10 protein-coding genes are annotated in these 11294 nt (G+C 61.1%); 2 read left to right on the top strand and 8 right to left on the bottom strand.

Annotation, left to right across the window (positions count from 1 at the left end):
* Positions 1-151: 151 nt before the first annotated feature.
* The 5 genes from JQ587_RS27345 to dnaG form a co-directional block, all read right to left on the bottom strand.
* A complete protein-coding gene (locus JQ587_RS27345; RefSeq protein ID WP_212427366.1) occupies positions 152-532 on the bottom strand; it encodes a thiol-disulfide oxidoreductase DCC family protein in 381 nt (126 codons plus the stop codon).
* A gap of 73 nt (positions 533-605) precedes the next feature.
* The gene (locus tag JQ587_RS27340) at positions 606-1382 is read right to left on the bottom strand and encodes a hypothetical protein (protein ID WP_212427365.1); all 777 of its coding nucleotides are present in this window, start codon (positions 1380-1382) and stop codon (positions 606-608) included.
* Complete coding sequence (locus JQ587_RS27335) at positions 1383-2450, bottom strand: DGQHR domain-containing protein (protein ID WP_212427364.1); 1068 nt, start codon at positions 2448-2450, stop codon at positions 1383-1385.
* A gap of 250 nt (positions 2451-2700) precedes the next feature.
* Positions 2701-4857: an RNA polymerase sigma factor RpoD gene (gene rpoD / locus JQ587_RS27330; protein WP_212427363.1), complete on the bottom strand. Its 2157-nt coding sequence runs from the start codon at positions 4855-4857 to the stop codon at positions 2701-2703.
* Between the two features lie 373 nt (positions 4858-5230).
* Positions 5231-7243: a DNA primase gene (dnaG, locus tag JQ587_RS27325; protein ID WP_212297411.1), complete on the bottom strand. Its 2013-nt coding sequence runs from the start codon at positions 7241-7243 to the stop codon at positions 5231-5233.
* Between the two features lie 199 nt (positions 7244-7442).
* Here dnaG and JQ587_RS27320 point away from each other — a divergent pair, with 199 nt between their 5' ends.
* Positions 7443-8006, top strand: coding sequence for a chlorite dismutase family protein (locus tag JQ587_RS27320; protein WP_212296954.1), 564 nt, complete (start codon positions 7443-7445; stop codon positions 8004-8006).
* Here the strand turns inward: JQ587_RS27320 and JQ587_RS27315 are convergent.
* Together JQ587_RS27315 and JQ587_RS27310 are read right to left on the bottom strand one after the other, a co-directional pair.
* A complete protein-coding gene (locus JQ587_RS27315) occupies positions 8003-8401 on the bottom strand; it encodes a gamma-glutamylcyclotransferase family protein (protein ID WP_212427362.1) in 399 nt (132 codons plus the stop codon). The two genes, JQ587_RS27320 and JQ587_RS27315, sit on opposite strands and share 4 nt — an antisense overlap.
* A gap of 87 nt (positions 8402-8488) precedes the next feature.
* Positions 8489-9400, bottom strand: coding sequence for a transglutaminase family protein (locus JQ587_RS27310; protein ID WP_212427361.1), 912 nt, complete (start codon positions 9398-9400; stop codon positions 8489-8491).
* A gap of 92 nt (positions 9401-9492) precedes the next feature.
* Between JQ587_RS27310 and JQ587_RS27305 the strand changes: the two genes are divergently transcribed.
* The gene (locus JQ587_RS27305) at positions 9493-10299 is read left to right on the top strand and encodes an N-formylglutamate amidohydrolase (RefSeq protein ID WP_212427360.1); all 807 of its coding nucleotides are present in this window, start codon (positions 9493-9495) and stop codon (positions 10297-10299) included.
* On the opposite strand, the gene JQ587_RS27300 is transcribed toward JQ587_RS27305, so the two are convergent.
* On the bottom strand, positions 10296-11279 hold the full coding sequence (locus tag JQ587_RS27300) for a DUF3592 domain-containing protein (RefSeq protein ID WP_212427359.1): 984 nt from the start codon (positions 11277-11279) through the stop codon (positions 10296-10298). The two genes, JQ587_RS27305 and JQ587_RS27300, sit on opposite strands and share 4 nt — an antisense overlap.
* Positions 11280-11294: the final 15 nt, after the last annotated feature.

The raw sequence follows: 11294 nt of genomic DNA, 5'->3' as shown, positions 1-11294 counted from the left end.
TTGTGGGAGTCGTTCTCAGAATCCATCTTACAAAACAACGCAATAGGGGCCGCAAATCCATATGCGATTCCCCTGCCCGCAAGCGGGAGAGGGAGCGCACTTCCTTTGGCGCTCGCACTGAACTTGATCTCATCGAGCCCGAGGCAGGCGCTCACCAGCGCCCGCACCATCTGTTCCAGGCAAACAGCAGGTCGGCAAAACGGTCGTAGACAAACCGCGTGACCGGCAGCGCCACGCGATTGCCGAACAGCGCGGCGAGCCACCCCTCACCCGGCGTCATCCGCCACAGCGCAATCGCGACATCAGCACCGACGATTAGCCCGCCGGCCTCATCGGTCGCATGCAGGCGGCGCCTGATGTCGTCGAGCGAGGCGCCAAACTGCGCCAGCACATCGGGCTGCTCGTTGATGTCTTTGAATTCGATCGTGCCCGCCCGCACCAGCGCAAGCAGCTTGTTGCGCTGCCAGCCGATGCCGGCGTCGCAGACGGGGCAGCGGGTGTTGTAGAAGACGGTGAGATGATGGTCGGGCATGGATTTGCCATTAGCGTCGAGACAAATCCAAGCGTAACCGATCTGACGCTCTCTGCGGCCAAAACATCGCCGCCTAAAGTAAGACGGATTTCTTCAATTGCAGCAGCGGTTGCAGCGGACCAAATACATCTACAAGATATCCCTCATACTTCTGATCGTCTACATTGCCTTGAATGCAGGAATGACCTTTCACACCCATTCCCTCAATATGCTTGATGAGCATCAATGGATACGCCATCAATGCATGATCTGGATCAAAAGCATACGAAGCATCCTGCAAATACTCCACACAGAGCTTTCTGATCGAGCTGCGCTTTACATAAGAGAAATACACACTTTCGCTGGGCTCAACGAAGCGCGCAACGTTGTAATTCGCATCTTCTCTTCGCTTCATTAGCCAATCGAACGGAGTTTGGCTGTCGATTGTCTGAGACAGTATGGGACTGCTCTTAAATCGACGAGAGAATGCGTCAAATGCAAATTTGTGTGTCGACCCGCGAACGTTGCCTGGCGGCTGTGATGGCAGTTTGCCAACGAGGCATTCAAGCGAGCGCGGCTTCTTGGCGTCGTAATACAGACACACGCTCGAAAGCGCCAAAATGGCTCTGATTGAGTAGAAACAGGAGTAGTAAAAGTTTATGGTCGGCCAAGTAGTGTACTGCAACTCAAGACCACGTAATCCGACTGCGATGGAGAGCAACGAAGAGTAGATCAGCTTCTGCGAATCGTCTTCGAGTTTTCCAACGAGCGTTGATGCTTCCTGCAACGTGAGAGGGCCTCGCGTAGGCACAACTTCACTCGCCAGCGGCAAACCTAAAGACGCAGCATATCTTGCGGCCTCGAAAAGCACCTAAACCTCGTAATCATTCCCCTTCGATGAGGTCAGCTTGAAGAGGCCAGTCAATCGCTCTTGGATGAAAAGGGTCGCCTCTTTACCTCCTTTACCCTTCACTTCTTCCTGCAATATCAAATCATTGACCGAAATACTGAAAGCGTCCTTCATGGTCTTTTGGGTAAACGACTTTCGATCTTGGCAATATGCGAGCATCTTGGTTTTCAAGAAGTCCGTTCCTCCGCTAAATCCCGCCGCATACATAAAGGCGTTGGTTGGCTCGTACCAACGCTCACCATAGAATTGAGAAATTGCCGAAAAGAAATTCTTGATTATTTTCTTTTGCGTTTCGAGATCAAAGATATTTCGTTGCTCGAAATCGCCCTTTATGTCCACAAGTGGCTTCATGGCTGTAACAACCGTAGACAGCGCGATACCACCTCTACTGCGAGGAGATCCTGGAAACTTTATTGTATTTCGGTAGGGAGAATCCTCATCCTCGTTCAGCGCTATTGCAATATCGCGAGCACGTACCGCAGCGGCGTCGACAAGTTCTACGTCCGCTATGCCGTACAGATCGTACACCAAGGATCGAGGCACTGGCTTTTGTTCTGTGTTGATCGAAAGAAATATGTTTGCGCACTGCGCCGTCGATAGATTTTGATAAATCGCAACCGGAATCTCTAGGTCACGTATCTCGGGGTTTGTCTCCAATGCAGCGCGCAAACCCTCAACGCGATGCTGACCATCAATCAGCTGAGCCGATCGAGTCGCTATAGGCACCTCTAAACTGCCGTCCTTGGCAATGATTTTTTCCTTGGTGTTAACCCAGTTGAGGACAATGGAATTCGGAAAATGACCAACCGCATTCGCAAAATCAGCAATCGAACTGATACGACGAGTGTTCAAAATCCGCTGAACCGCGCCTTCCTCGTTATCCTGCCCCCTGATTGACGCATAAGTAATGACTCCGAGGACGCCCGCAGTGAGCTTTGTCAGATAGAACGAGGTGTCTCCTTGATCTACCTTTAGAAATGGCGCCTTTACAGACGGAGATTTCCCAGATGCCTTTGATTTCTTAGCCACCGCGGCCCAGCCCTTCCTCGGGTGCGTCAGGACGTATCTGCTCAGCAGCGTATACGGGCGTCGCGCAATGTACAACTCGTGAGAGCAATTCACGAATTCCACGTAGACGGCAAGGCCGGATACCGATCTTATTCACTGCCGCAGTATCCGGGACGATAAGCATTTTTTGAATAGCTTCTTGCCGACGCACGCAAAAAGAACGGCGGGCTTTCGCCCGCCGCACGAAGATGACCGACAAAGCCTGTCCGGATCAATTATCCAAGAAGCTCCGCAGCTTCCTCGACCGTGACGGATGCTTCAGCTTCCGCAGCGCCTTCGCTTCGATCTGGCGAATACGCTCGCGGGTCACCGAGAACTGCTGGCCGACTTCTTCCAGCGTGTGGTCGGTGTTCATGCCGATGCCGAAGCGCATGCGCAGCACGCGCTCTTCGCGGGGGGTGAGCGAGGCGAGCACGCGCGTGGTGGTTTCGCGCAGGTTCGACTGGATCGCGGCGTCGATCGGGAGGATCGCGTTCTTGTCCTCGATGAAATCGCCGAGGTGTGAATCCTCTTCGTCACCGACCGGCGTTTCGAGCGACAGCGGCTCCTTGGCGATCTTCAGGACCTTGCGGACCTTTTCGAGCGGCATGCCGAGCTTCTCGGCGAGCTCTTCCGGGGTCGGCTCGCGGCCGATCTCGTTGAGCATCTGCCGGCTGGTGCGCACGATCTTGTTGATCGTCTCGATCATGTGCACGGGGATGCGGATGGTGCGGGCCTGGTCCGCAATGCTGCGGGTGATCGCCTGCCGGATCCACCATGTCGCATAGGTCGAGAACTTGTAGCCGCGGCGATACTCGAACTTATCGACCGCCTTCATCAAGCCGATATTGCCTTCCTGGATCAGGTCGAGGAATTGCAGGCCGCGGTTGGTGTACTTCTTGGCGATCGAGATCACGAGACGGAGGTTGGCTTCCACCATCTCCTTCTTGGCCTGACGGGCTTCGCGCTCGCCCTTCTGCACGGAGTGCACGATCTTGCGGAACTCGACGATCTCGAGGCCGGTCAGTGCCGCGAGCTGATGCACCTCGTGGCGGAGGTCCTTGATGCGGTCCTTCTCGTGGTGGACGAAATTCTTCCAGCCCTTGGCCGAGAGCTTCGAGACCCGGTTGAGCCAGCGCGGGTCCAATTCAGAGCCGGTGTAGTTGCGCAGGAAGTCCTCGCGCGCGACGCCGTGGCTGTCGGCGAGACGCATCAAGCGGCCCTCATGCGAGACGAGGCGCTTGTTGATGTCGTAGAGCTGCTCGACGAGTGAATCGATACGCGCCTGGTTCAGGCGCAGCGACTTCACCTCGACGATGATCTCGTCCTTGAGCTTGCGGTACTTGCGCTCCTGGTGCGGCGAGAGCGAGGGACCGTGCGAGGTGCTCTCGAGCTGGTTCTGGATGTCCTGCTCCTGAAGCTTGCGCAGCTTCTTGTAGCTCTCGGCGATCTTGTCGAAGATCTCGACGACCTTGGGCTTGAGCTCGGCCTCGATGGCCGCGAGCGACATCTGGTTCTCGAACTCGTCGTCCTCGTCCATGTCGGCTTCGGCTGCGGCCTCGCCGGGATCCTTGACCTCGCCACCCTGGCTGCCGCCGGGGGCGGGCTGCGCGGCGCGGAACGGGGTCGGCGACGGCGGCGCTGCGGGCGGAGCGACATGCGCGGGCGCACCGGCGACGGCAGCCTGGCCGCCTTCGGCGGGCGCTTCGCCGTTCTCGCCATTCGGACCCGCAATCATCGCGGTGTTCATGCCGCCCTTGGCGTCCGGTCCGGCATAGGTCGCTTCGAGATCGATGATGTCGCGAAGGAAGATCTTTCCTTCGTTGAGCTCGTCGCGCCAGATGATGATGGCCTGGAAGGTCAGCGGGCTTTCGCAGAGGCCCGCGATCATTGCCTCGCGGCCGGCCTCGATGCGCTTGGCGATGGCGATTTCGCCTTCGCGGGAGAGCAGCTCGACCGTGCCCATCTCGCGCAGATACATGCGCACGGGGTCATCGGTGCGCTCGCCCGGCTCGCTCTTCTTGACCTCGGTGACGGCCTTCTGGGTGACCTCGACGAGCTCGTTGTCGGTCTCGTCCTCGCCCTCGTCCTTGTCCTCCTCGCCTTCGCTATCGTCGGCTTCGGTGACGTTGATGCCCATGTCGGAGAGCATGGACATGATGTCCTCGATCTGCTCCGGAGAGGTCTGATCGGACGGCAACACTTCGTTGAGCTGATCGAAGGTCACGAAGCCGCGCTTCTTGGCCTGCTTGATCATCTTCTTCACTGCCGCATCGGACAGATCGAGCAAGGGAGACGGCGCGTCCTGGGAGTCCTTCTCCGGCGCGTCCGCTGCCTTGTCGTCTTTTTCCTTGTCCTTCGCCTGCAGCGTCTTTGCCTTGGTGGCCATCCATTGCTCCTAAACGCGTTTCATGCAGACGTGCGCGCGCCCGCGTGAAATCACTTGAACCTGTTGCTCGACGCTCTCGCTTCGCCAGATCTCGACACGGAAAGGGCGGCGCGCACATCTCTCGCCACCCCGACCTTTCTCTCGCCGGATTTGCCTAACGCTTCGTGAGCCTCTTTGTCGCAGCGGTTGCAGGTGAAGTGCCAACAGCGATTGCGCGGATTTATTCCTGACGCGTCTGTTCTGCCTGCGGCCGCCTGGGGGCCAAAGTGCTACAAGACCGTTAAGCCTCGATTAACCCTGTTTTTGCCGCCAAACCATGGATTTGGCGAGTCTTTTAGCGGTACCTAGCGCGGCCGTCCGCATGATTCTTTCATCACACGCTCTTCTGGAACCGGCCCGACAGCTCGCCAAAACCCTCGATCAGGGCCTCGGTGCCGTCGACCTCGGCCAGTCGGGCCTTGACGTCACGCAGCCACGCCAAATTGGCCTCGCTGGGGTCCTCCCCCAAGGCCAGCTCGGCGTCCTTCAGCTCTCTAAGTAGTGAATGGTACTGCCGATGCAAGGCGACGAGCTGGTGCCAGGTCGAGAGAACGTCATCCCGCGCCGCGCCCTCGCGGGCGCCCCATACCGCCGCGGTGGTGATACCGCCTTCAACTCTTTGAAGAATCTGAGAAAATCCACCCTTCTCGATATCGCCGCGCATCTTCTCGGCCTGCTCGCCAGGGTCCGGCGAATGATGATGATCGTTGGCGAAGGCGGCAATGATGCCTGCCCGCAGCTTATGGGCCTCGGGATGAGCGAGCTCCAGGGCGGCCACCTCCTCCAGGTGATCGTGCAGCAGCCAGGGGTGATTGATCAGGCATTGCAGGATCAGGGCCTCGCGGCGGGAAATGGCGCTCCTCTGCCCACGCATGATCGGGCTCGTCGCGAGCTGGGGGCTCGCCGCCTGGTAGGGACCGGACGGTAGCGGGGTCGGACCGGGCGGGCCGCGACGGCCTCCCCCAAATCCCTGGCCACCGAATCGATTCGCCTGCCCGCCGCGGGGCTGAAACGGGCGACCACCGCCCTGCCGGAAATTGCCCCGGCCGGCAAAGCCGCCGCGGCCGCCGTCGGGCGCAAAGGTGCGCTGCAGCCGCTCGACAAAATCATCGCGGTAGTAACGTCGCACCACCTCGTCGCGGATGCCGTTGGACAATTCCTTGATGCGCGCTTCCAGCGCGGCGCGTCGTTCGGGCGTGGCAAAATTGCCGCCTTCGAGCTCGCGCGACCAGATCATGTCGGCGAGCGGGCGCGCCGCTGCAATCACCTCCTCGATCGCGCCACGGCCGCCGGAGCGCGCGAGATCGTCGGGGTCCTGCCCTTCCGGCAGCAGCGCAAAGCGCAGGCTCTTGCCGGGCGCGAGAAATGGCAAAGCAAGGTCCGCGGCACGATAAGCCGCCTTCTGTCCGGCGCGGTCGCCGTCGAAGCAGAGAATCGGCTCGTCCGCCATCTTCCAGAGCAGTGCGAGCTGGTTTTCGGTCAACGCAGTGCCGAGCGGCGCGACGGCACCGGGAAAACCGGCCGTGACCATCGCGATGACGTCGACATAGCCCTCGACCACGATCAGCGCGCTGCCGTCATGGGTGGCTTTGCGCGCCGTCTGGTGATTGTAGAGATTGTCGCCCTTGTGGAAGAGCGGCGTCTCCGGCGAGTTCAGGTATTTTGCCGGAACGTCCTTCTCCAGCGCGCGCCCACCGAAGGCGATGACGCGGCCGCGCAAATCGGTGATCGGAAACATCACGCGATCGCGGAAGCGATCGTAGGGCACGGGGATGTCGTTGCCGGCAACGAGCAGGCCTGTCTCGATCATGTCCTCGACGGAGACGCCGAGCTTGCCGAGATGCTCCTTCAGCGCGAAACGCTCGGGCGGCGGCGGCGCATAGCCGAGGCGGAATTGCAATTGCGTCGCCGGCGAGATGGCGCGATCGGCGAGATAGCCGCGCGCTTTCGCGCCGACGCGCGAGGCCAATGTCTCGGAGAAAAACTTGGCCGCAAGCTCCATGACGTCATGCAGCGTGCGGCGGCGCTGCTCGTGCCGCGCCGCATCCGGCGTCACCGCCGGCAGCGGCAGGCCGGCCATGCCGGCGAGCCGCTCCACCGCCTCGCCAAACGGCACGCCGTCGGTCTCCATCACGAAATTGATGATGTCGCCGTGCTTGCCGGAGGAAAAATCGTGGTAAAAACCCTTCTGGTCGTTGACGTAGAAGGACGGCGTCTTCTCCTGCTGGAACGGCGACAGCCCCTTCCACTCCCGCCCCGCCTTCTTCAGCTTGACGCGCTTGCCCACGACTTCGGAAACCGAAAGCCGGGCGCGCAGCTCGTCGAGGAATTGGGGCGTGAAGCGAATGGCCATGGCCTGTATGTAGCGCGAAACCGCCTGAGTCGGGCGAAGGGATCAGGCATATAGGTGCGGCAGACCTAAAAGTCAGGTTTGTCAGGATTATGCGCGCTGTTCACAGCCCTTGCGTCATTCCGGGGCCCGCGGAGCGCGAACCCGGAATGACAAGCCCACTTGAACCCCGGCCGGTTCCACGCTTCCATAGGCCATGTTCAGGACCTTTCGAGGTGGCCACAGCGGGGGCTGGCGCGTGACCTCGATATCGCCTGTGACGGGCGAGCCCCTGCCCTTCATGCCGGCGCTGTCGGTGACCGACGGCGACGCCGTCTCGTTGCCGCTGGTGCCCTCGCGCAATGCCTGGCGCCTGGTCGGCGTGCCGAGCAGCTTGCGCTACACCGAGCGGGCCGAGAAGCAGCAGCTGGTGAGCGTGCAGGCCGGTCTCGGCCGGATAGAGGCGACGAGCGCGGCGCTGATCCCGATCCGCAAATCGCAGGCCTGGTGGGAGCTGACGCAGGAAGAGCGGCGCAAGATTTTCGAAGACAGATCGCACCACATCGCCAGCAGTCTTCGTTTCCTGCCCGCCATCGCGCGTCAGCTCTATCACTGCCGCGACCTCGGCGAGCCCTTCGATTTCCTGACCTGGTTCGAGTTTGCCCCGGCCCACGCCGCGCTGTTCGAGGAGCTGGTCGGTATGCTCAGGCAGACCGAGGAATGGACCTATGTCGAGCGCGAGGTCGACGTGCGCGTGGTGAAGGAAGTGCTGTCGGCTTAGTGCTCGAGGAAGCGGCCGGACTCGATGTGCGGCAGACCCGCCACCGGCCAGTTGTAGACATAAGTCCACGCCGGCACGGGCGCGCCATCCCCGCCGGTCACGTCGATCAGCCGACGCAGATATTCGGTCGGCTCCGGAAAGCCCTCGCCGCAGGCCTCATACATGTCGAGCTCGCGCAGCAGCTCCTCGCCTGCACGCAGATGGAAGAGCTCGCCGTGCACAAGATCGGACGCCGCGTCCGACAGCAGCAATCCCGGATAATGCTTCACCAGGACAAGCCGGCCACGACAGCTCGCTTCGCCCAGAAAATCCGCATGCTGCGCCAATAGCCGCGCCATCGGATGGTCGAAGCCGCGCATCAGGGTGCCGTAGACGAAGAGACGATCGGAGGTCATGGGGGCTCTATAGCTGGCAATGATGCGGAGCGACAGTGCCACATACTCTCGTGTCGTCCTGGCGAAAGCCAGGACGACGGTGGCTGTCTACAAAACCTCCGCTTCCAGCTCCTCGCCGCGGCGCTCCTCGTCCGAAACCACCTTGATGCTCACGTCCATGACCTCGAAAGCATCCTGGGTGCCGATATAGATCCCGTGCAGCGGGATGGCCTGGCGCGGATCGCGCGCGACCGCGACGCGGATCAGATCGCGGGTGCCGACGATGCCATTGGTCGGATCGAACTCGATCCAGCCCGCGCTTGGCAGGTACACCTGCACCCAGGCATGGGTCGAGCCGCCGCCGACATGGTGCCGCGCGATGTCCTCGGGCACGAAGACGTAGCCGGAGACGAAGCGCGCGGCGATGCCGAGACGACGCAACGCCTCGATCATGAACAGCGCATAATCACGGCAGGTGCCGGTGCCCCATCGCAGGGTATCGCACGGGGCTTGCGTGCCGGGCTCGTATCGCCTGCGGTACTTGAACTGCTTACGGATCGCGTGCGTGATCCGGCTCAAGATCTCAAAGGTCGGCGACGGCGCATCACCATCGAGGAAGCCACGCGCCCATGCCGCGATCTTGCCCTCGGGATCGGGGTATTGCGGCGTGATGTACTGGACGAGATCGGGCAGCTCTTCGTCATCATGGACGAAGGGATAGAAATAGGCGGGATCATCCGGCGTGAGCGCGAACTCCTCGACCGGATTGTGCTCGACGGTGACGTGCCAGTCGAAGGTCAGGCGATCCGCGCGCGCGTCGAAATCAACGATCGCGACCGAGTTGCCGAACACGTCGTGAATCCAGCGCAGCGACATCGGCTCGGGTGAGATCTTGAGCCTGGAATCGAGCACGCGCAGATCATGGCCGTCGCTTGGACGCAGCATGAATCTGTGCTCACCGAAGGCCACAGGACGATTGTAGCGATATTCGGTCTTGTGATGAATCGTCAGCAGCGGCATCGTCAGGAGATCATGGTGATTTTGGGCAGACCCATTATTTACGATTGTTTGCCCAATTTCCGGGGCGACTGCTTTTTCCATAGGCAATCAGGATGGCTTTAGACACAGCGGAGGCCACGGATCAACTCCTTGGCGAAGGCGATATTCCGCCAGTGCATGAGGTGAATGCAGAGGGGGCATCGCCCTTCCTGCTCACATCGGACCATTACGGCCGTATCCTGCCGCGTGCGCTCGGCGATCTCGGCGTTGCCGAGGGCGAGCTGACGCGGCACATCGCCTGGGACATCGGCATCGCCGGCGTCGCCGACCGGCTGGCGCAGATGCTGGATGCGCATCTGATTGCGCAGCGTTATTCGCGCCTCGTGATCGATTGCAACCGCTCGCCGGGCGTCGCGAGCTCGATCCCGGTCATATCAGAGGCGACCGCCGTTCCGCGCAACGAGGGCATCTCGGAAGGCGAGCGCGCGGCAAGACGGCGCGAAATCTTCGAGCCCTATCATCATCGCATCGACGCCGTGATCGATCGCCGCCTGCACGACAAGCGGCCGACGGTGCTGGTATCGCTGCACAGCTTCACGCCCGTGTATGCCGGCGTCGCGCGGCCATGGCACATCGGCGCGCTCTACAACCGCGACACCGTGCTGCCGAAGCTGCTGCTGAAGCATCTGCGCAGCCAGGGCGATCTCGTCGTCGGCGACAACGAGCCCTATGCGGTGAGCGATCTCAGCGACTACACCATCCCCGTCCACGGCGAGGCCCGTGGACTCGTCAACACCGGCATCGAAATTCGTCAGGACCTGATTGCGGATCAATCCGGCCAGCAGCAATGGGCGGAGCGGCTGGCGCGGATCTTTGCGGAGATCGAGGTCGAGTTGAGCGCGGAGCGAGTGGTCGGCTAGCCGCCACGTGTTGCCACAAACAGCGCGAGCGCGGCAAAGATCGCAGCGATACCCCACAGCACATAGGCGATGCGGCCGTCACCGCGAGCATCGAGCGTGGCCTCGGCGGGGTTATCGGGATTGACGTGGACATCGACGGCCGCGCCATCCTGATAACGCGACATCAGCTTCTCGAGCATCTTGTTGGAGGCCGACGGTGTGTTGGCCGCAACCCGCGCGCATTCATTGGTGTAGCGGACATTCTGGTAGCTATAGGTATAGGTCACGCGCTTGCCGAACATCTCGGCGCCGCGTGCCTCGCCTGGCTCGCTCGCCTGATGATATTCCTCCATCTCCGACAGCTTGATCGTGCCCGGCACGACCGGCCAGCGCGTCGCCATCGAAGCCTGCCGCCGCACCGCCCATCCCATCAGTCCGATGACGAGACCGAACGCGCCGAAGGCGACGACCAGACCTGCGAGATCGGGCCGGCTGATGTGATGCGCGAGCCAGGCATAGCTCTGGTTGAGGCCGAACGCCGAACCGAAGATGATGGCGACCACAATGGCCGAGCCGATGCCGAGACAGCCCCACAGGCCCTTCGGCAGCTCGCGCTCCAGCACCGCCTGATCAGGATGGCGCGGATTGTAGTAGACCGTGACGATGCTGCCGGCAGGGTATTTCGCCAGCTTCTCGGCGACCTGGAAATTGCCGAGGTCCTCGCCGATCGAAATGCGGTTGCAGCTCAGTTTCCTGCCGCCGACGGAATATTCGTAAGTGACGTTGGCGAAGTTGCGGCTCTCCATGCGATAGCCGTCCTCGCGCTCGTCGTCGGACACCCTGACCTCGCGCAGCTCCGCAACGGATGCCACGACCTTGCCCGGCGCCTGCGGCCAGCTCCGTGCCTCGCGCGCCTGCCAGGTCTTCACGATGGCGGCAATCAGGATCAGCGCGAGCGGCGCAAGCAGCATCGCATAAACCAGCGGGGGCAAATGGGGCACAGCAAAATCCTTCGT

Origin of the sequence: Bradyrhizobium manausense, from assembly GCF_018130615.1 — a bacterium.
Lineage (GTDB): Bacteria > Pseudomonadota > Alphaproteobacteria > Rhizobiales > Xanthobacteraceae > Bradyrhizobium > Bradyrhizobium manausense_A.
This window is presented reverse-complemented; position numbering and strand designations above follow the sequence as displayed.

Excerpts from the sequence above, each read along its gene's own strand:
- rpoD (WP_212427363.1), bottom strand. The coding sequence starts at position 4,857 with ATGGCCACCAAGGCAAAGACGCTGCAGGCGAAGGACAAGGAAAAAGAC.
- JQ587_RS27315 (WP_212427362.1), bottom strand. The coding sequence starts at position 8,401 with ATGACCTCCGATCGTCTCTTCGTCTACGGCACCCTGATGCGCGGCTTC.
- JQ587_RS27320 (WP_212296954.1), top strand. The coding sequence starts at position 7,443 with ATGTTCAGGACCTTTCGAGGTGGCCACAGCGGGGGCTGGCGCGTGACC.
- JQ587_RS27310 (WP_212427361.1), bottom strand. The coding sequence starts at position 9,400 with ATGCCGCTGCTGACGATTCATCACAAGACCGAATATCGCTACAATCGT.
- JQ587_RS27345 (WP_212427366.1), bottom strand. The coding sequence starts at position 532 with ATGCCCGACCATCATCTCACCGTCTTCTACAACACCCGCTGCCCCGTC.
- JQ587_RS27305 (WP_212427360.1), top strand. The coding sequence starts at position 9,493 with ATGGCTTTAGACACAGCGGAGGCCACGGATCAACTCCTTGGCGAAGGC.